Below are 20150 nucleotides of genomic sequence, written 5' to 3'. Positions count from 1 at the left end.
GATGCCTGCGACGGGGGCTCGCCGCGTCGCTACGCCACCGCGGCGTCGGTGTCCGTTCGGGTGCAACCGTTGGTCGGGCTCTCGCTGAGCGCGATGACCTCGTCGAGCCGCTTGCGCGCCTGCCGGAGCTGGGTGATCTGCCGGTCGATGCGGTCGCGTTCGGCGCGGAGCATGGCCCGCGACTGCGGTGTGTTGACCTTCGCGTCGACGCAGGGCAGCAGGTCCAGGATGGTTCGGCTGGACAGGCCGGCGGCGTACAGCATCTGGATCAGATACACCCGGTCGACAGCGTCGTCGAGGTAGTGGCGCTGACCGCCGCTGCTCCGTGTGGCAGCCAGCAGGCCCTGCTCCTCGTAGTAGCGCAGGGCGCGTACCGACACCCCGGTCTTGGTGGCGAGTTCCCCGATCCGCATCGACCCCTCCCCCAGCCGGTGACGCCCAGCCACACAGCTCTCCCTCACGCGAACGTCAGGTTTTACCGTAGCTCGCGTACCGACTTCCCTGCACGGCACGGTGACTCACTGGCAGACGCGCCAGTCGCCGTTCTCCTTGACCAGCGCCACCCCCTGCGTGAACCTCGCACCGGTGGCCGCCTGGACCGCCTCGACCTGGACGGTCCCGGTGACCCGCCCGTTGTAGTTGTTGACGTTCACGCCGGTGATCTCGTAACTGCTGATCGTCAACTGCGCGCTCTGGATCCGGGCGAAGTCCTCCTGCGTCATGGTGTCGCGCACCCGGTCGCACAGCCGCCCGTACGCGCTCGCGTAGTTGCCGGCCCGCACGTCGTCGAGGTAGGCCGTCGCGGCCACCCGGACCGGTTCGACGGACTCCTTGACCGAGCGGTAGAGCCAGAGGCCGACGCAGGTGCCAACCACGCAGCACAACGCCAGGAGGGCGCCGACGACGAGCAGGACCGTACGAAGCGTCCGGTTGGGCCTCGGGGCGGGAACCATCATCGGCTCGTACGTCATGACCCGGAGGGTAGGGCCGCCGGGCCAGCGGCGAGAGCCCGCCGGGCGCCCGGTGGTTCAGCCTCCGGAGGCGGACGGCCCCGGCGTCGGCACGCCACCGGCGACCGCGCGGGCGGGCGGCGCCGACGCCGGGGCCGGTCGCAGATCCGCGGGTACGGGCAGCGCGCTGCCCTTGACGAACTGGCCCCAACTGGTGTTCCAGGCTGTCCAGCCGTTGCCCGACTGGAGCCGGACCTCGGTGCCGGTGAAGGTGACCAGGTCACCGACCCGGGTGACGCCCATCAACCAGTCGGCGTTGGCCGCCGAGATGTTCGTGCAGCCGTGTGAGACGTTGCGGTGTCCCTGATCCGACACGGACCAGGGTGCCCCGTGGATGAACTCGCCGCCCCAGGTGAGCCGTTGCGCGTCCTCGACGTTCACCACGTAGCCGCCGTTCGGCTCGCCGCGCGTGTCGAACGTGGTGTACTGGTGCTTCTCCATGATCACCATCTTGCCGCTGGACGTGGGGGTACTGCGCTTGCCCAGGCTGACCGGGATCCTGCGGATCAGCTTGCCGTCGCGCAGCACGCGCATCTGCTTGGTGGCGTTGTCGACTTCGAGCGCCACCTGCCGTCCGATCCGGGACGTCGCGGTGCGGTCGGCGTCACCGACGTGGTTCTTGCCGATCGGCAGCCCCGCCAGGCCAGCCCGGACACTGATTGTCGTGCCGGGCCGCCACAAGTCGGGAGCCCGGTAATAGACCTGGCTGCCGTCGTCCACCCAGGACCAGGCACCCGGCTGCGGCGGGTTCGTGGTGACGAACAGCCGACGCTGCACGTCGGCCCGGGCCGCCCTGGCGATGGGCGGATCGAAACCGATGGTCACCGGCATCGCGGTGCCGTACGTCTGCTTGTCGGCGAAGTACAGGGTGCTGCTCACCTGCGGCTTCGTCGACGCCGCCGCGGTGGTGAAGGTGGTGGTGCGGGTGGTCGTCCGCCCGGAGTCGCCGGTGGCCGTCACCGCCACGGTGTAGGTCTGCTGCGGGCGCAACGCAGCGCTCGGCACCCAGGCCGAGCCGTCCTCGCGTGGCTCCGCCCGGACCAGCGCGCCGGTGTCGTCGACGATGCGCACGGCGGTGATCTTCCCGCCCGTGACGAGCGGAGCCACCTCGGCGCTGAGCGGCACGTCCCGGGAGAGATCGGCGGGCGTGAGGGTCAGTTCGGGCGAGGGCACCACCTGCTCGGCGGGACGCACGGCGGCCTTTCGCTCGGTGGTGCACCCACCGAGGACCAGCGGTGTCGCCGCGACGGTCACCGCAACGAGCGCCATACGCCTTCGCAAACCCATCGAACGTCCCCCGGCTTCCGCGTGCTCCGTGGCGGCAATTCTCTCCGCGCCGACGGTGCCCTGTGCTGTTTCCGGAAATCACGCAACGAAGGTGGGAACGTTCGGCACGGCACGCGGTCCGGGTCCGTCCGTTGCGCTTCCCTTTCGTGATCCTCGGGGCATCGAAGCGTGATGCCGCCGTGGAATGCTGGCCGACATGCGCAGAAGACGACGTCAGTGGATTCTGCTCCCGCTGCCCCTCCTCCTCCTGACCGCCTGCACCCCACCGGATGAGCCGATCGTCGCCCTCGCCGTCCAGGACGGCCGGCCGGTCGGCGTCCTGGTCACCTGCGAGGACAGGGTTGCGCGCCTCGCGGTATTCGAGAACAACCATCAGGGTGAACCGGGCAAACGAACCCTGATCAGGTGGAGCATCGACGGCCCGCCCGCGAGCGAGATCGTGGAAGTCGCCCTGTTGGGTCAGCCGCCGGAGGGCTGGGAGGTCGCCGGCGTTGTCGGTACCCCAGCGGCCGAGGCGGGCATCGATCCGGACGTCGAGCCGCTCACCGAATTTCTGCCCGGGGTCACCTACACCGTCAGCGGGTCGAGCCGCCGTGACGCCATCCCGGTGGACTTCACCCTCGCGGACCTCCCACGGATCGGCCCGGACCAGGTGCTGGCGCCGCGCGGACAGGACTCGACGACTGTCGTGTCCCGGGAGACCTTCCTGCGCAAGGCACGGGACAAGTGTTGAGCAGGACGGCGGTCGCGGGGACCCAGCAGAGAAGCAGAGTGCCGCCGCAGCCGTCGATTACGGTTTTTAGAGGAAAATCAAAGAATTGAGATTGAGTCGACATCGCGGCGGCTCCGCAGAGCTGACCAGGCAATCGCTGAGCGCTATTTAAGGGAGAATTAATCGTTTCAGTGGGAAACGAGCAGGGGGCCGACTCGTATTCTTCGTGCTCGGAAGAAAGGTGCGCCCCCGTTGATGAATCTCCGATCCACCCCTCGACGCCGCCGTTCAGTCACCGCGCTGCTGCTGGTGAGCGTGGCGCTCGCCGGCGGATGCAAGGAGGCGCCGGGCACGCCCGGCGCGTCCGGCCCGTCCAGCGACACCGGCATCGGCTCGCCCGGCCCGGATGCGCCGACGGCCACCGCCCCTGGCGGCCCGTCGGCCACGCCGAGCGCCCCGGGCACCTCGGCCACCCCGTCCGCGCCGGGCAAGCCGGGAACGCCGGCGACCAGCGCCGCCCCGCCCACCGCGTCCGGCGGCTGGATCACCATCGACGCCGCCGCTCAGGCCGCCGCGACGAAGGCGTTCTTCGCGCGTAAGCCCAAGCCGGTGACCGGCAACCCCGTCAAGGTGCCCGAATTCAACGTCGGCTGTACGACCAGCCACCACAACAGCGACGACCCGATCGTGCTGCCGAAACTGGTGGGCGGCTCGCACAACCACACGTTCTGGGGCAACAGGTCGACCGATGCCAACTCGACAGCGGAATCGCTGCGGGCGTCCAAGGCGACCACCTGCAACTCACCGGACGACCAGTCCGCCTACTGGGTGCCGACGATGTACCAGAACGGCAAGGTCGTGGACCCGAAGGAGGTGACCGTCTACTACGGTTCCCGCCTGAAGGACCCGAGCAAGACCCAGCCGTTCCCGTTCGGCCTGCGAATGATCACCGGTAACGCCAAGAACCAGGTCGACACCCCGGACAAGCAGGGCAACCACTTCTGGTGCGCCGGCATCGGCGGCGAGATCGGCCGCAGCGCCGACAAGACGTTCCCGGTCTGCGCCAAGACCGCGAACATCGTCCGGCAGATCACCTTCCCGGACTGCTGGGACGGCAAGCACCTCGACAGCCCCGACCACAAGGCGCACATGGCCAACGGGGACCACACCGGGGCGTGCCCCAAGAGCCACCCGGTGCCCGTCCCCTCGGTGTCCTTCGTGATCTCGTACCCGTTGAGCGCGAACACGGACGGCATCACGCTCGCGTCCGGCACGTCGTTCTCCATGCACGCGGACTTCTTCAACGCGTGGAAGGACGAGGCGCTCGCCGCACGGGTGCGCAACTGCCTCGACCAGGGCGTCAAGTGCAACTCGGCCGGTAACTTCTAGTCGACGAGGCCCGACGGTGGCGGCCGGTCACCCCCTGGGGGCGACCGGCCGCTCTCGCGTGTGCCTCGCACTCGTGCTGACTCTGGGGCTGAGGGCGGCGCTTTGGCTAGCCCACCCTCTCCATGTGCTGATGAGCGGTATACCTCAGAGGTATGAATATGCCCCTGAGGTATACCCCTCACTGCCGCATCCGCCCCGACGGAGGTGACCGACGGTCACCGCCGGCCGCCGGCTGCGCGCCCACGCCCCAGCCAGGGTTGGACTCACTCGTCTAGAGCCGGGCGGCGCCCGCCTCGGTGGCCTCCTGCACCGCCGAGGTACGGCGGACCTCGGCCCGCTGGTCGCCGGCGTCCTCCCGATCCGGGCCGGCCACCCGGGCCGACCGGTTGGTGGTCGTGGCCGCCTGGTCGCCGGTCACCCCGCCGCGGATCCGGTTGTTGGCGGCCACCTGGGCGGCCGGGTTGTTGTCGGTCACCGTCAACTGGCCGTTGATGATGTTGTCGTCGACGGTGACGCCGCCGGTGGTGCTGGTGATGCTCACGTCCCCGCCCCAGTAGCCACCGGAGGCACAGCTGTCGAGCGTGCCGTTCGGGCCCACCTGCACGCCGCCCAGGTTGCCGGCGAACGTGGCCTTGCCGCGCACCGCGCTGCCGCACACGACGCTGCCGGTGGCGCTGTTGAGCACCGACAGCGTGCCGTCCACGAACGAGTCGTGCAGGTCGGTGTAGTAGGTGCCGGTGCTGCTGAGGTTGCGCTGCACCTGGGTGCCACCGTCGAGCCGGACCTCACCGGCGCCGACGGTGACGGTCCCGGCGACCGTCGACCCCTCGGCGAACAGGAAGCTGTCGATGGTCGCGCTGCCCTTCGGTCGCACTGTCACGTTGCCGGTCTGGGCGTTGGAGAGGAAGATGCCGTACCCGCCGGCGGCCAGCACCACCTGCCCGTCGACTGTGGTGTCGGTGGCGTCGAGGTAGCCGTCCGCGGACACGCGTACCTCGCCGCTGACCCGGCCACCGGTCACCACCAGGTTGCCGCCGGCCGCGACGGTGACGTTGCCGGTGATCGTGGTGCCGGTGAGCGCGCAGGACTCGCCGGCGGGCACGAGCAGGTCGTTGGGCACTGTCACCGCGCCACCGGTGCCGATGCAGTGGGTGACCAGGTCGGCGTGTGCGGTGGGCGCCACGGCCAGCACCGAGGCCGCGATGACGGCGCTCACGGTGGCGAGCTTGGCGACGGTACGTCCGGGCATCGTGGTTCTCCCTGTCGGTGAGGTTCGAGGACTCATGCGCCGACGTCCGATCGGGCCGCGGCCCGGACGATGGCGCCCTGCTGCCGCCGGTCGAGCGTGCCGCCGGTCACGAGCGCGGCGGTGACCGCTTCGACGTGTCGGACGAACTCGGCGTGGCCGGGGTAGTCGGCGTGTTCGTCGATCAGATCGTTGATGGTGCAGCCGTCGCCGGTGTCCGCGTTGGCCACACCGGTGTCGCCGCCGTCGATGATCACGGTGGCCCGGGTGTCCGAGTCGGGGCAACGGTCGGTGCCGTCGACCACCACTGTGAACGACGTCGACTGCTCGGTGGAGGAGTTCCCGGCCGCGTCGGTCGCCCGGTACCGCACTGTGTGCGCGCCGGGTGCGCGGACGGCGACCGGAGCGGTGTACGCCGTCCAGGCCCCGGCGTCGAGCGCGTACTCGATCTTCGCCACGCCGGACTCGGTGTCGGTGGCGGTGACGGTGACTGTCGCGCCGCCGACGTACCCGCCGTCGTCGTTGCGGTCACCGGCCACAGTGGCGGCGACAGTGGGTGGAGTCGTGTCCTCCGCCTGCGGTTCGACCACTGTGAAGTGGGACATCTGCTCCGCCGACGTGTTGCCGGCGACGTCGGTGGCCCGGTAGTGCAGCATGTGCATCCCGGCCGCGTTCACCACGATCGGGTTCGTGTACGCGGCGAAGGCCGCCCCGTCCAGGGCGTACTCGATGGTGGCGACGCCGGAACCGCTGTCGGTGGCGGTCAACGTGGCGGTGGCCGTACCGATGTAGTTGCCGTCGTCGTCGCGGTCGCCGGCCAGCGCGATCGCGACCACCGGCGCTGTGGTGTCGTCCTCCCCCGGCTCGACGATCCGGAACGCCACCGAGCCGACGGCGCTGGTGTTGCCGGCCTGGTCGGTAGCGCGGAACTGCACCGCGTGGTCGCCGATCGCTGTCACCCGCACCGGCTCGGTGTACGGCAGGAAGCTGGTGTCGTCGACCTGGTACTCGACGGTCTGCACCCCCGAGTCGGCGTCGGTGGCCGTCACTGTCACGGTGGCCGCGCCGAGGTAGTTGCCGTCCTGGTCCTGGTCGCCGGAGACCGCGGCGGTCACTGTCGGCGCGGTGGTGTCGCCACCGCCACCGCCGTCGGTGACCACCAGCTCACCGACCATCGAGCTGTGGCCGGGGATCGAGCAGAAGTACCGGTACCGGCCCGGCGTCAGCGTCACTGTCGCCTGGTGGCGGCCGTCGTTGGCGTCGAACGGGCTGGCCAGGATGTTGAGTGTGACGTCGTGGTTGTAGCCCTCGGTGCTGGTGTCGAAGGTCAGCGTGTGCGGCATCCCGGTGGTGTTGCCGGTGGCCGCGCTGTTCTCCCAGATGATCGTTGTCGCTCCGGCCACCGCCGTGGTGGGCGCGGACTTGTACTGGGTGATGCTGTCGTCGGCGGTCCAGGTCAACACCTGGTCGGCGGCGACGCGCGGGGCGGCGGAGGCGGGCGCCACTGCCAACGGGATCACCGTGAGCAGGAGCGCCGCCAGCGCGGCCGTCAGTCGTCGGGTCATCGTCACTCCTAGAGTTCCCGCGCACGGATGTTGCGGAACTCGGTCAGGTCGTTGTCACCGTGGTTCTGCAGGCCGATGAAGCCGCGCAGGAACTGCCGCAGGTCGGTCGGCGGGTCGCCGGCTCGCGACGACTGCTTGCCGGGCGTGTTGTCGAACTCGTTGATCACCACGCCGTTGCGGATCATCGTGTAGTGCTGACCGACGGCGCGGATCTCGTAGTCGTTCCACTCGTTCTTCGGCGTCACGCCGGCCTGGGCCAGCGGCACCGGGTCGAAGTTGTAGACCGAGCCGGTCTTCTGCGGCTCACCGGTGTCACCGTCGTAGATCTGGATCTCGTGTCCGCAGTAGATCGCCATCCAGGCCGCCGAGGTCCGCGCCGACCCGACAGTGCCGCAGCTGTCCGGTGGCCGCTGGTCGAGGGGTGTTCGCAGGTCCGGGAACCGGATGAAGACTCCGGTGTTGGCCCGGCCGGTGCCTGGCGCGATGTCCCGGAACTGCAACTTCAGCGAGAAGTCGCCCAGCTCCTTGGTGTGCCAGAGCATGCCCAGGCCGCCGCTGGAGCGCAGTGACCCGTCCGGCTGGATGCCGAACTGTCCCGACGGCGCCTGCTGCCAACCGCGCAGCGACTCGGTGGTGCCGTCGAAGAGCGGCTCGTACCCGGTGTGCCCGTCCCGGCCGATCTGCGACGCGGCGGCCAGGCGGGTGAGGGTGCCGGCTTCGCGGGTGCTGAGCAGGTCGTCGTCCTGCAACGTGCGGGCGACCGCTGTGACGTGCCGGACGAACCCGTTGTGGTCGGCCCAGGTGCTCTCGTCGTCGATGAGGTCGTTGGCCGTGCAGCCCTGCCCGACAGTGCGACTGGGCACCCCGGTGTCGGTGTCGCCGAGCCACACCGTCGACCGGTCGTCGGGCACCGCGCAGCCCACCGTCACAGTGGTCTGCACCGTCGCCGTCTGACCGTCGGCGTACGTGACGGTGAGCTTCGCCGTGTAGGTGCCGACAGTGGCGTAGGTGTGCCGGGGGTCCGCCTCGGTCGACGTGGCGCCGTCGCCGAACTCCCAGCGGTGGCTGACGCCGCCGGAGCGGGAACCGGTGAAGGCGATGGTCAGTGGCTTGTTCTGCACGGCGACCGAGGTCGCCGCCGGTGCCGGGGTGGGCGCCCCGCCGGTGTAGGTGACCCGGATCAGCTTCTGGTTCGCGTGCAGGCTGAAGAAGCCGCCGCCGTAGTCGAGCAGGTAGAGCGCGCCGTCCGGGCCGAACTTCGCGTCCATCCAGCTCTGCAGCCGGTTGTCGCCGTTGCCACCGGGGATGATGGCCCGCAGCGACTCGGCGTACACCGGTGGGGCGGCCTGCGGCACGCCGGCCGGGTCGACGGTGACCGCGACCCGGTTGGCGGCGTTCGACTGGTCGCCGATGAACCACTTGCCGTCCCAGTGCTCCGGCCACGCCACGCCGCTGGTGGTGTCAACGAGGCTCCGGTGGTACGTCGGGCCGGACATGATGGCCTGTCCGCCGCCGCGCAGGTACGGCTGCGTGTAGGTGGCGTCGGCCGCCACGTAGGTCGGCAGGCCGCTGCCGTCGGTCCGCTTCGGGAACACCGGGCCGCCACCGTCGGGCGAGTACCAGATCATGTTATCCCGGGCCGCCGGGATGTCCTCCAGTCCGGTGTTGCGTGGCGAGGTGTTCTTCAGGTTGTCGCAGTCGTACCAGCCGGTCAGCACCGTCGCGTCGGTGTTGCTGCGGTCGCGGTACGGCTGCCGGTTGCCCATGCAGTACGGCCAGCCCTGGTTGCCGGCGGAGGTGATGATGGTGGCCGTCTCGTACTTCGCCGGGCCCAGGGTGGGGCTGGGCGACGAGGCGTCCGGGCCGACCCAGCCGGCGGTCAGCCACTGGTGCACCGGGTCGATCTGGAGGCGGGCGATGTTGCGAACGCCCATCACGTAGATTTCCGGCCGGGTCTTCTCGGTGCCCGGTGGGAACAGGTTGCCCTCCGGGATGGTGTACGTGCCGTCTGGCTCCGGGTGAATCCGGATGATCTTGCCGGCGAGGTCGTTGGTGTTGCCCGACGTGCGGCGGGCGTCCTGGAACGAGATCCCCTCGTACTCCTGGGTCCAGTTGTTGCCGGCGTAGCCCTGCGACCCCTCGGAGGAGTTGTTGTCGCCGGAGCCGACGTAGAGGTTGCCCTTGGCGTCGAACGCCATGCCGCCGCCGGCGTGGCAGCAGCTGTGGATCTGCACCGGGAACTGCAACAGGTCCTTGCGCGTCGCCTGGTCGACGCTCTGCGCCTGCCGGTCGTAGGTGAACCGCGAGACGGTCCGCTGACCGACCCGCTTCACCCGGTCGACCGAGTCGTGTGGCATCCAGTAGACGTAGAGCCAGCCGTTCTCGGCGAACGCGGGGTCGGGCACGATGCCGAGCAGACCCTCCTCGTTCTTGACCAACTCGGAGCCGCTGCCCCGGTTGCCCATCACCTCCAGGGTGGTGAGCAGCTTGACCTGCTTGGTTCGCGGGTCAAAGGAGTGGATGGTGCCGCAACCCAAGCCGACCTTCGGGTTGTTCCAGTCCGCGATCGGGCCGCTCGGGCAGGCCGCCTTGCCGACGTAGAAGACAGTGCCGTCCGGCGCGATGGTGAGCCCGTGCGGCTCGCCGATCTGGTCCAGCTGCCCGGTCTGGTTGGCGGCGGTGAGTCGCTCCACCTTGTAGTTCGCGGCGATGGTGGCCTGGCAGTCGCCGCGTACCCGACCTGTGGTCCAGTTGAGGGCGCCGACGAGGTGCGTGCGGAACGCCTCCTCGCCGTAGCTGCCCTCGGTGTGGCCCATGCCGGTGTAGAACGACCGGCCGCCGTCGTAGTCCCGGCACCAGGACACCGGGTGGAAGGCGCCGTTGGCGGCCGCCCCCGGGTTGTAGTGCCGCTCCTCGACCTGGGCGAGCGTGTGCACGGTCCCGATCGGATTCGGGTCCCAGTTCTCCCAGCGGTCGGACCGGGTGAGGGTCATCGGCAGCGACGCGGTGGCCGGGTGCTTGCGGTCCAGGATGTTCACCACCGCGCGGTTCACCGCGGGTGGCTCCGGGGCGGTGGTGCTGCCGGTGAACAGGCGCAGGTCGGCGAGTTGGACCAGCGGTTCACCGCTGTTCGCTGTGACGTTGAGCCGGTAGCGCGTGAACTCCTGCGGCGCGGCGATGTCGAACCGCCGGGTCTGGTACCGGTCCGGGAAGGTCTGCCCGGTGCGGCGGTCCAGGTCGGTCCAGCTCTGACCGTCGGTGGAGCCCTGCAGGGTCCAGTCCTTCGGGTCCCGACCTGAGGAGTCGTTGGCCGACGTGAGCGCGTACCCGGTGATCTTCTTCGGTGCGCTCAACTCGTACGCCACCCAGGCGGTCGGCGTGCGGACGAGCCACTTCGTGTTGGCGTCGCCGTCGGTCAGTTTCTCCTTGGTCTCGTTGGGCGGGTTCTCGCCGCTGGCGGTCACCCGGGTCACCGGCTCGGCGACCGGGATCGCGCCGGCCGGGCGGGTGCCGATCAGCCCGGTGAACCAGGTGGAGTCGACCTGGGCGCGGGCGGCGTCGGCGATGCCGACGAAACCGCCGCCGGCCTTGACGTAGTTCTGCAGCGCCGACTCCTGGTCGCGGTTCAGTGCGGCGCCCGTCGCGGAGAGAAAGACCACGCTGCGGTACGCGGACAGGCCGGCCGCGGTGAAGGCGCCCGGGTCCGTGGTGGCCGTGACATCGATGTCATGGAGGGCACCAAGCTGTTTGATGGTGTCCACCGCGCGTGCGACCGGGTCCTGTTGCTCGGCCACGGGGCCGTGGAACACCAGGACCGCTGTCTGCTGCGGCGCCGCCGCCTGCGGGGCGGCCGCCGTTCGTGGTGCGGCCGCAGCCGCCGTCGTCGCCGGGAGCAGTGTCGCCAAGGCCGCTACCGCGGCAAGGGTTCGTCGTAGTTTTCTGGTCATGCCCGTCCCCACTTTCGGTTCGGTCAGCTTCCGTGCGTGTGGGTGTGGCCCTGGAACCGGTGGATCGCCTCCTCGGCGCCCGGCGGCATGCTGCCGTCGGCGTTGCGCACCAGGAAGATCCCGGCCATGCCGCCGTCGGAGTGCGTCTGCACGTGGCAGTGGTACATCCACGCGCCGGGTCCCACGCCCTCCCCGGCCAGCACCTGGAAACCGAACGAGCTGCCGGGGTTGAGGTCCTTGTTGTCGACCACCAGGCTCGGGTCGCTCGGCCCCTCCAACATCCCGGTGCGGTTGTCCGCCCAGCGGTGCGCGTGCAGGTGGAAGGTGTGGAACAGGTTGCCGTGGCCGATGGCGATCCACTCGACGCGCTCGCCCAGGTTCGCCTCGAACATCGGGGTCGCCGGAGCCATCTTGTTGTTGATCATCATGTCGTGGAACACCGCAGTGAACTGCTTCGACGGCAGGATGTCGCCACGCCGTCGGACGATCAGCGCGCCGTACAGTCCTTTCGCGACACCGCCGGTGCCGTGGTCGGTGCCCATCGCGTGATCGTGGTAGTGCCAGTAGCCGGCACTGCCCGGCATGTACCGCCGACCCGCCGCGGCCACCATCTCGTGGGAGCGCCAGACGTACGTCCGCGTCTCACCCGGGTTGTTGAACGAGGCGTTGAACGGGCTGCCGTCGGACTCGGTGCTGTAGTCCACCCCGTGCGGATGGATGGACAGCCGCTGGTTGGTGGTGTTGACCAGGGTGATCTCCAGCGTGTCACCCTCGTACATCTCCAGGATCGGGCCCGGGACGGTGGCCTGACCGGGTGCCAGGCCGTACCCGAACAGGTTGCCGGGCAACTGCTCGGCGTAGATGGTGATCTTCTTGGTGACACCGGCGGCGGCCCGGGCGGGGCTGCCGCCGAACGCGGTGCCGATCGTTGGGGCGGACGCGCCCAACGCCCCGGCGGCGAGCGCGCCGGTGGCGATCAGCGATCTGCGGGACAGGTGGCGGTGAGGGCCACCAGCGTGATCGTCCATGGGTCTCCGTTCCCGACCGGGCGAAGACGCGACGAGGGCAGGGTGCATTGACCGCCGAGCACGGGCGGTGGCACGACTGAGGGTGAGGCTCGTCGCGGGCTTTGCTCGGAAGACTCAGAACTTTCGATGGATGACAGCAACTTATGTAATCCATCGACGAAAGTACAGGTCTGATTGCAAAAAGATTACCTTGACATCACGACGTCCGTCGATTGACATGAAGCTGACACGGAGCCCGTCGACCTGGTCGGTGGCGGGGCGGACGCCGCCGCCCCTCCCGGGCAGCGCACAGAGGAACGCCGGGCTGCCCTCGATGAGGCAGCCCGGCGGGGACGTACGGGAGGTGCTGTCAGAGGTGGTGGCGATCGTCCGCCGGCAGGCTGGGGGTCTGCGGCGGCGCGGACGCCTGGTCCGGCTGACCGAGCTGCGCGACGCGGGTCGGGTCCAGGACCCGGGCGAGGAACGCGCGGGTCCGTTCGTGCTTCGGCGCGCCCAGCACGTCCTGCGGCGGCCCCTGCTCGACCACCACACCGCCGTCCATGAAGACGACCCGGTCGGCCACGTCGCGGGCGAACGCCATCTCGTGGGTGACCACCATCATCGTCATGCCGTCCTCGGCCAGCTTGCGCATGACGGTGAGCACGTCGCCGACGAGTTCCGGGTCGAGCGCGGAGGTCGGCTCGTCGAAGAGCATCAGCTTCGGCTCCATCGACAGCGACCGGGCGATGGCCGCCCGCTGCTGCTGCCCACCGGAGAGCTGCGCCGGGAAGGCGTCGGCCTTGTCGGTGAGCCCGACGCGCTCCAGGTTGGCCCGAGCGATCCCCTCGGCCTCGGCCCGACCTCGCCGAAGCACCCGACGCTGGGCGATGGTGAGGTTGTTCAGGACGGTCAGGTGCGGAAACAGGTTGAACGACTGGAACACCATGCCGATGCCGCGGCGGACCGCGTCGATCTCGACGTCGGGGTCGGTCATCTCGACCCCGTTCACCCAGATCTTGCCGGCGGTCGGCTCCTCCAGCAGGTCGACGCAACGCAGCAGGGTCGACTTGCCGGAGCCGGACGGCCCGATGACGCAGACCACCTCACCCTGGCCGACCTCGAAGTCGATGCCCTTGAGCACCTTGAGCGGCCCGAAGGACTTGTGCAGGTCGCGGATCTCCACGGCGGGGCGGGATGGGGTGGTCGTCATCGGGGTCACCGGGCCTTGGCGTAGCGGAGTTCGAGGCGTCGTACCACCTGCGACAGCGGCAGGGTGATCACCAGGTAGGCGAGGCCGGCCACCAGCAGCGGCGTCGCGTTCACCCGGTCGTTGAGCATGTCCCGACCGAACTTCGTGATCTCGATCGTCTGCGCCGTCACCCCGAGCACGTAGGCCAGCGACGAGTCCTTGGTGAGCAGGATGAGCTCGTTCGTCAGCGGCGGGATCACGATCCGGAACGCCTGCGGGATGACGATCGTGCGCATGGCGGTGAAGTGCGACATGCCGAGGGTCCGCGCCGCCTCCATCTGCCCCTTCGGCACGGCCTGGATGCCGGCCCGGATCGTCTCCGCCATGTACGCCGCGGCGGTCAACCCGAGGCCGATCGCGATCGAACCGAACACCCCGCCCGGAATCTCGCGCTCCGGGAAGGCGATCGGGATGCCGTACCCGACGAGGAAGAGCACCAGCAGCGCGGGCAGACCCCGGAACAGCTCGATGTACGCCGTCGCCACCCAGCGGTACGGGGCCACCCGGGACAGGCGCATCAGCGCCAGGATGGTGCCGAACACGAGGCCGAAGGCGAACGCGCCCAGCGTGTAGAGAATGGTGTTGCGCAGCGCGACGGTGATGATCGTCGGGAACATCGACTTGATGATGTCGACGCGGAAGAACGCGTCGGCCAACCTGTCCCAGTCCGCGGCGACGAGCACCGTGGCGATGATGGCGATGAAGACCAGGTACTGGAGCCCGAGAGACAGCCGCTCCCGCTGGCGGCGTCGCAGCTTCACGTTCGCTCGTTGCCTTCCCGGAGGTTACCGACGTCGGAGGGCGCGCGGGACGCGCGCCCTCCGGTACTACGCGGCGCTCAGGCGCTCGGCCGCTATGCGCGGCTCAGGCGCTCGGCCGCTGTGCGGCTCAGGCGCTCGGCCGCTTACCGATCCACTTCTCGTAGATCGTGTTGTACGTGCCGTCCTGCTTGGCCTTGGCCAGCACCTCGTTGATCTTCTTGAGCAACTCCGGGTTGGCGTCCTTCTTCACGGGGAAGCCGTACTGCTCGCCGGTGTCGAACTCGGCGGCCACCTCGAACCCGCCCGGGTTCTTCTTCAGGTACTCGGTCCAGACCGGCAGGTCGTTGATGGCGGCCTCGACCTGGCCGTTGGAGACGGCCTGCTGGAGGGCGGCGAGGTCCTCGAACTCGACGAGCTTCAGGCCCTTCTCCGCCTCGAGCTTCTTGGCGTAGTCACGACCCGTGGTGGCCGCCTGGACGCCGAGGTTCTTGCCCTTGAGGTCGTCGAGCGACTTGTACGTCTTGCCGGTCTTCACCAGCATCGCCTGGGTGGCGTCGAAGTAGGGGTCGGAGAAGTCGACGACCTTCCGCCGCTCCTCGGTGATGGTCATGCCGGCGGCTGCCGCGTCGCACTTGCCGGTGTTGAGGTCCTGGCCGGACTTGATTCCCTCGAACGGGGTGTCGATGATCGTCTGCTCGACGCCGAGCTCCTTGGCGACCAGGTCCATGATCTCGACGTCGAAGCCGGTCACCTTGCCGCTGGCGTCCTTGGACTGGAACGGCGGGTACGGCAGGTGGGTGCAGACGGTCAGCTTGCCCGCCGCGACCAGCTTGACGCCGCTCGCCTGGACCTCGCTGTCGTCCTTCTTCGCGCAACCGGCGGTCAGCGCGAGGGCGGCGACGGCCACGACGAGGCCGGCCTGACGGACGGCGTTGGGGAACCTCACGGCTGTGTCCCTCCGATTCGGCTTCCATTGCACAGAAAGCCAATCTGGTTCATAGACTTTGCGATAAGCGACCGTACCCGATCCGGCGCGTCGCCCCCAGATCACACCGGGACCGCTCGGTCGACCCCGCCCGGCCACCTCCGCCGGCAAACCCGACACTTGCCCCGCAACGTGCCTCAGCCACCGGTTCCCTCGGCCGCCCCGTCGGGGGTGAGGGCCCCTTCGTGGGGGTCTGTGTCCAGGAACACGTGCTGGTGGCCCTGGCCGGAATCGACGCTGATCTGATCGAGCTGGGTCGCCGCGACCGACCAGATCGTCGCGGCCTCGGCCGCCTGCCGCGCGGTGACGTCCAGCAGGGCCGCCCGTTGCGCGACCGGAACGCCGGCCGCCAGAGCGTAGGCGTCGACGGCCAGCGACGCCTGCTGGACAGCTCCGCGCAATCCTCCGCGCGCCACGTTGGTGGCGGTGGCCCCCGACGGCGGGTCGGCGAACGGCTCGGCCGCCTGGCGCATGACCTCCTGCCACTGGCGTGCCTTCGCCGGATCCGGCGCACGTCCGCCGGTCGTCTCCGTCTTGATGGCGGTCAGGACCGGGGCGACCTGGTCGCGGACCCGTCGGGCCGTCTCGATCAGCTCCACGATCTGCTGAGCGTCCCGCTTCGCCTCGTCCTGCTTGATGCTCGCGATGGTCGCCTCGGTGGCGTCCGGACGGCCCACCTGGTAGCCGATCAACCCACCCAGCAGCGCGGTGACCAGTGCGATCACCCCCGCGACGGCTACCGAGCGCACTGTTCGCTGGCGGCGCACGTCGGCCTTGTCCAGCTGGTAGGAGGGTCGGCCGGTACGGCGCGCCATCGGATCTCCTCACATCGATGGTGTGGGGCCAAAGATTAACCGGCCCCGTGACGTCCGTCGATAGTGCCGACCGGTGGGTCCGGCCGCCCGCCTGTACCCTCTCGTGCCGACTTGAGTGCTTTGGGTGTTTTGTCCATGTCTGGTGCTTATCGTGATCCTTGCGCCGCTGGCACCGGCCCACGACAACCAACCGCCCAGCACCGAGGAGGACACATTGAGCGAACCGACAGGGGTGGCAGTGGAGAAACCGAGCAGTCGAGGCCGCCGCCGCAAGCTGAAGGCCATCCTGGCCGGAGGAATCGTCCTCGGCCTCGGTGCCACGATCACCCTCGCCGCCTGGAACGACTCGGAGTACGCCACCGGCACGTTCACGGCGGGCACCTTCAGCATGGAGGGCAGCACCAACGGCACCACCTACGCCGAGCACAACACCGCCGGCACGGCGGCAGCGTTGACCTTCAGCACCGGCTTCGACGACATCAGCCCCGGTGACGTGGTCGCGGCACCGTTCGCCGTCCGGCTGACCGCCGCCACGACGTACGACGCGACAGTCACTGTGGCGTCAGCGACCCCCGCTCCACCCGCCTTCGTCGGCCTCACCTACGGGATCGCGACCGTCCCGGCCTTCGCCGACTGCAGCGCGACACCCACCACCCCGACCTGGATCGTGGCGCAGGGCACTCCGCTCAACTCGGTGGCCGGCGCGGTGCCGTTCAACCTGACGCAGGGCACCCCTCCCACGACGCCGGGCGCTCCGGTGAACCTCTGCTTCGTCGTCACGGCGGGGGGCACTCTGGTGCAGGGCACGTCGGTAACGGAAACCTGGCAGCTCCTGGCCGAGTCCGTCTAGGTGGTGGCCGTGGTCAACCGTCGGACGCCGGCCGGAACACCACGGCTTCGCCGGACCCGTGCCGTACTCGCTGGCGCCCTCGTTCTCGGCCTGGGGACGACGTCCACGCTCGCCGCGTGGACCGACAGCGAGTACGGCACCGGGTCGTTCGGCGCGAGCGTCTTCGGCACCGAATCGCAGACCGCCTCCAGTACCTGGGCCAGCCACACCCCGGTGGCGAACGCCGCGGCGCTGGCGTTCAACGCGACGGCGATGTCCCCCTCGGTGTCGTTCTACGCCTTCATCGACATCCGGACGACCTCGACGACGAACGTCGGCGGCACTGTCGCGCTGACGAGTTCGTCGAACAACTCCGGCGCCCTGTTGCCCGCGCTCGAGTACCGGGCGGTGCGGACCGCCACCACCAGCACCACGTGTGCCGCCGCAGCCTTCTCCGGTTCACCCACCTGGATCGTCGGGCCCGGTTACTCCGCCATCACCGCGGTTCCCGGCTCGCCGGTGTCGTCCCCCATCACCGTGCCGAGCGGCGCGACGCCGCAGCTGCGGTTCTGCTTCGAGGTCCGGGTCCAGGCCGGCGCCAGCAACGCGTACCAGGGCACGACCGGGATCGTCACCTGGGTGTTCACTGCCACGTCTACGTAAAGGATCTGCAGATGGTGGGACGCGAACGTCGACGGCACGGCACCCTCGCCCGGATCGGCGACCTGGTGCTGACAGTGCTCGCCGTCGGTGGGACGGCCTGCGTCGTCCTCGTCCCGCTGGCGTTCTTCTTCGACATCTCGCTCATCCTGTTCAAGACCGGGTCGATGGGCCCGACCATTCCCGCCGGGTCACTGGCCGTGGTGCGGGAGATCCCCGCGTCCGAGGTCCACGTGGGAGACGTCGTCACCGTCGACCGCACGCCGCTGGCACCGATCACTCACCGGGTCGTCGACATCGCCAACGGCGGCGGGCCCACCCGCCTGCTCACCCTGCGGGGGGACGCGAACGCGACCAACGACGCCGCACCGCACGCGGTGAGCCACGTACGGCTCGTGGAGTGGTCGGTGCCCAGGCTCGGGTACGCGGTGCGAGCCGTGTCGAACGTGTACGCCACGAGTCTGATCACGATCGGGGCCGCCGCGATCGTCACGTGGGCGTTCTGGCCGCGCGGGGGCGAGCAGGGGACCCGGCGACGCCGGCGACCGGATTCGGCGGTGCCGGACGACGCGGGGGCAGTGCCGGAGATCGGCACCCAGCCGAGCGGTCCGGGAGCGCACGGCGACTCGACGCTGGGGCGCATGTTGGTGGTGCTGGCGGTACTGCCGGGCGTCGCCGCCGCGGTCCTGGCGACGCCGGGCCAGGCCCGTGCGGACACCACCGAGGAGGTCATCCGGAGCAGGCACCTCACACTGGTCTCGATCGGCGACAACGATCGCATGACGAACCTGGCGCCGGACCAGCCCGTGCCCTGGCAGGTGGGCGTATCGGCACACGCGAGGCAGCCCGGTGAGGTGACCATCTCGCTCTCGGCGTCGGGCCCCCTCACCGTCCGACCGGACGGACTCCAGGTGAAGGTCGCCGTCTGCGCCATCCGGTGGGTGAAGGGTGCCTGCCCCACCGGCCAGGGTGAGCAGGTCCTCGCCGACGGTCCTGCCACCAGACTGGCCGCACACCCGATCATCATCAGCTCGATGCGCGCCGACCAGCAGCGTTGGGTGCTCGTCACCGCGAGCCTGCTCGCCAACTCGGTGGCCTCGGGGTCGGCGGACCTGATCGTCACGGCGACCGGGTTCGGCGACAGCGCATCGGCGGGCGGCACTGTCGGCCCGCTGCCGCGCACCGGAACCAACCTGTGGACACCGCTGCTGGCCGGAGGCGGTGCGCTCTTCACCGGTCTGCTGCTCGTGCGCGCCGCGCGCCGGCACCGCATCCCCGTGGGGCGGCCGTGAGACGTGCACGCATCCGCGCTCTGCCGACCCGGCAGCGAACCGGTCACGTCCGGCGGCGCTGGCTCGCCGGTGCCACGGCCCTGCTGCTCGCCGGCACCGCCGTCGTGCTCCCACCGCCGCAGTCGACGCTGGCCGCCTGGACCGACACCGAGTACGGCCGCGGCTCGCTGCAGGCCGGCACCGTCAACCCACCGACCAACCTGCAGTGCACAGCGGGTCTGCTCACCCCGCCGACCTTCACCTGGACCCTGCCGGTCGGCGGCCTGACGCGCAGCGGCTTCACCTGGTCGCTGTCGGGCGGCTTCACCGGCGGCGGCACTCTCGGCCCCAGCGCCACCTCGATCACCCTCTCCGGGGCGCTGCTGTCCATCGGGAGCGGCACCTTCAACCTGGTGGCGAACGGCCCGGGCGGCTGGACGTCGACCCCGGTCACCGGCACGGTCAGCATGCTGACGGCTGTGCTCTACTCCTGCAGCGTGCCGTAGGCCGGGTAGCCCCACTCGGCCAGCGGCTTCTCCAGCACCCGTTCGATAGCGGCGAGCTGCGCCGGGCTGAGTTCGTCCCGGTACGCCTCCGCCCGGCCCACAGTGAAGTCGTAGCGGGAGAAGCCCTTCTCGAAGGCTGTCGACCAGCTCAGCCCGAGGAAGTCGAGCATCCGGCCGACCTGCTCGCGCGGCTGCTCGACCAGGTCCTCGTAGCGCACGTCCAACCACTGGTCGACCGGGTGACGCAGCCGGGCCTGCGCGAAGGCGTCCATCAGCATCTTCCAGCCCAGCGCGGCGAGCACCTGGAAGGAGCGACCGGACTCGGCCCACTCCTCGCGCAGGTCGGACGGGAGCGGGCCGTAGATCCAGTTGTCCGGCCCACGCCACCCGTCCCACCAGCCCATCTGGAGCCACGAATTGGCCACCGCCCGGCCGTCGCGCACCACGTTGACCACCCGCAGGTCCGGGTACGCGGCGTGCAGCAGGCCGGTCCGTGGCCATCCGGTGAGGTGGTGCACCAACTGCTGGCAGCCCTGCCGTGCGATCCGCTCGTCGAAGAAGGCCCGCAGCCGCCGGGTCACGAACGGGGTCAGGTCCTCGGCGACCAGGTCCCGACACGGCCGGGAGAAGCCGGCAAGCACCTGCCGGTCGAGCAGGTGGTACGCCTCCGACGGCGCCACCCGCAGCCGACCCCGCTCCAGCAGTCGTCGACTGTGACGCAGCGAGGTCATCCCCGCCGGGCGGGGCGCCGAACGCCGGTAGAGCGCGCCGTTGAACCTGCCCTTGGGGTTGAGCCGGGCCAGTTTGTCGTCCAGGCCGGAGACGAAGCCGACAGCGGGATGCCGGGAGAGCAACTCCTGGACCAGTGTCGAACCGCAGCGACCGGTGCCCACCACCAGTGAGAGCATCGT

At 69.8% G+C, this 20150-nt stretch carries 18 protein-coding genes; 6 read left to right on the top strand and 12 right to left on the bottom strand.

Translation table 11 applies throughout. The features are described from left to right. Positions 1–29: 29 nt before the first annotated feature. The 3 genes from OHB44_RS14220 to OHB44_RS14210 all read right to left on the bottom strand — a co-directional run bounded on the left by OHB44_RS14220 (position 30) and on the right by OHB44_RS14210 (position 2279). Positions 30–413, bottom strand: a complete 384-nt coding sequence (locus OHB44_RS14220) for a MerR family transcriptional regulator (protein ID WP_266302856.1) — start codon at positions 411–413, stop codon at positions 30–32. Positions 414–518: 105 nt separating this feature from the next. Beyond that, complete coding sequence (locus tag OHB44_RS14215; RefSeq protein ID WP_330440967.1) at positions 519–971, bottom strand: Rv0361 family membrane protein; 453 nt, start codon at positions 969–971, stop codon at positions 519–521. A 57-nt stretch (positions 972–1028) separates the two neighbouring features. After that, complete coding sequence (locus tag OHB44_RS14210) at positions 1029–2279, bottom strand: L,D-transpeptidase (protein WP_330440966.1); 1251 nt, start codon at positions 2277–2279, stop codon at positions 1029–1031. A 214-nt stretch (positions 2280–2493) separates the two neighbouring features. On the opposite strand from OHB44_RS14210, the gene OHB44_RS14205 reads away from it, so the two are divergent. Continuing rightward, positions 2494–3030, top strand: a complete 537-nt coding sequence (locus OHB44_RS14205) for a hypothetical protein (protein WP_330440965.1) — start codon at positions 2494–2496, stop codon at positions 3028–3030. 234 nt (positions 3031–3264) lie between these two features. Further along, complete coding sequence (locus OHB44_RS14200) at positions 3265–4398, top strand: DUF1996 domain-containing protein (protein WP_330440964.1); 1134 nt, start codon at positions 3265–3267, stop codon at positions 4396–4398. A 271-nt stretch (positions 4399–4669) separates the two neighbouring features. On the opposite strand, the gene OHB44_RS14195 is transcribed toward OHB44_RS14200, so the two are convergent. The 8 genes from OHB44_RS14195 to OHB44_RS14160 all read right to left on the bottom strand — a co-directional run bounded on the left by OHB44_RS14195 (position 4670) and on the right by OHB44_RS14160 (position 15973). Continuing rightward, a complete protein-coding gene (locus OHB44_RS14195; protein ID WP_238684987.1) occupies positions 4670–5647 on the bottom strand; it encodes a hypothetical protein in 978 nt (325 codons plus the stop codon). Positions 5648–5679: 32 nt separating this feature from the next. After that, positions 5680–7209 carry an OmpL47-type beta-barrel domain-containing protein gene (locus OHB44_RS14190; protein ID WP_330440963.1) on the bottom strand — a complete coding sequence of 510 codons (1530 nt, stop codon included), beginning with the start codon at positions 7207–7209 and terminating at the stop codon, positions 5680–5682. Positions 7210–7217: 8 nt separating this feature from the next. Further along, complete coding sequence (locus OHB44_RS14185; protein WP_330440962.1) at positions 7218–11156, bottom strand: ThuA domain-containing protein; 3939 nt, start codon at positions 11154–11156, stop codon at positions 7218–7220. A gap of 23 nt (positions 11157–11179) precedes the next feature. After that, a complete protein-coding gene (locus OHB44_RS14180) occupies positions 11180–12184 on the bottom strand; it encodes a multicopper oxidase domain-containing protein (RefSeq protein WP_091406920.1) in 1005 nt (334 codons plus the stop codon). A 349-nt stretch (positions 12185–12533) separates the two neighbouring features. After that, positions 12534–13373 carry an amino acid ABC transporter ATP-binding protein gene (locus tag OHB44_RS14175; RefSeq protein ID WP_238684990.1) on the bottom strand — a complete coding sequence of 280 codons (840 nt, stop codon included), beginning with the start codon at positions 13371–13373 and terminating at the stop codon, positions 12534–12536. Between the two features lie 5 nt (positions 13374–13378). Next, positions 13379–14173: an amino acid ABC transporter permease gene (locus OHB44_RS14170; RefSeq protein ID WP_091406922.1), complete on the bottom strand. Its 795-nt coding sequence runs from the start codon at positions 14171–14173 to the stop codon at positions 13379–13381. 127 nt (positions 14174–14300) lie between these two features. Further along, entirely contained in the window at positions 14301–15119 is an 819-nt protein-coding gene (locus OHB44_RS14165; RefSeq protein ID WP_330440961.1) for a basic amino acid ABC transporter substrate-binding protein, read from the bottom strand. Positions 15120–15295: 176 nt separating this feature from the next. Continuing rightward, a complete protein-coding gene (locus OHB44_RS14160; protein ID WP_330440960.1) occupies positions 15296–15973 on the bottom strand; it encodes a hypothetical protein in 678 nt (225 codons plus the stop codon). 214 nt (positions 15974–16187) lie between these two features. Between OHB44_RS14160 and OHB44_RS14155 the strand changes: the two genes are divergently transcribed. From OHB44_RS14155 to OHB44_RS14140, 4 genes are read left to right on the top strand one after another with little or no spacing between them, the layout of a single operon-like run. Next, complete coding sequence (locus OHB44_RS14155; RefSeq protein WP_238684993.1) at positions 16188–16823, top strand: SipW-dependent-type signal peptide-containing protein; 636 nt, start codon at positions 16188–16190, stop codon at positions 16821–16823. A gap of 9 nt (positions 16824–16832) precedes the next feature. After that, complete coding sequence (locus OHB44_RS14150) at positions 16833–17465, top strand: SipW-dependent-type signal peptide-containing protein (protein WP_238684994.1); 633 nt, start codon at positions 16833–16835, stop codon at positions 17463–17465. Positions 17466–17476: 11 nt separating this feature from the next. Beyond that, complete coding sequence (locus OHB44_RS14145; RefSeq protein ID WP_330440959.1) at positions 17477–18754, top strand: signal peptidase I; 1278 nt, start codon at positions 17477–17479, stop codon at positions 18752–18754. Next, entirely contained in the window at positions 18751–19239 is a 489-nt protein-coding gene (locus OHB44_RS14140; RefSeq protein WP_238684996.1) for a hypothetical protein, read from the top strand. Before OHB44_RS14145 ends, OHB44_RS14140 begins: the two co-directional genes overlap by 4 nt. Here OHB44_RS14140 and OHB44_RS14135 read toward each other — a convergent pair. Continuing rightward, a complete protein-coding gene (locus OHB44_RS14135) occupies positions 19218–20147 on the bottom strand; it encodes a sulfotransferase family protein (RefSeq protein WP_330440958.1) in 930 nt (309 codons plus the stop codon). The two genes, OHB44_RS14140 and OHB44_RS14135, sit on opposite strands and share 22 nt — an antisense overlap. Positions 20148–20150: the final 3 nt, after the last annotated feature.

It is taken from the genome of Micromonospora sp. NBC_00821 (assembly GCF_036347035.1).
GTDB lineage: Bacteria > Actinomycetota > Actinomycetes > Mycobacteriales > Micromonosporaceae > Micromonospora > Micromonospora hortensis.
The sequence above is the reverse complement of the archived record's forward strand: the minus strand, read 5'-3'. Positions and strand labels throughout refer to the sequence as shown.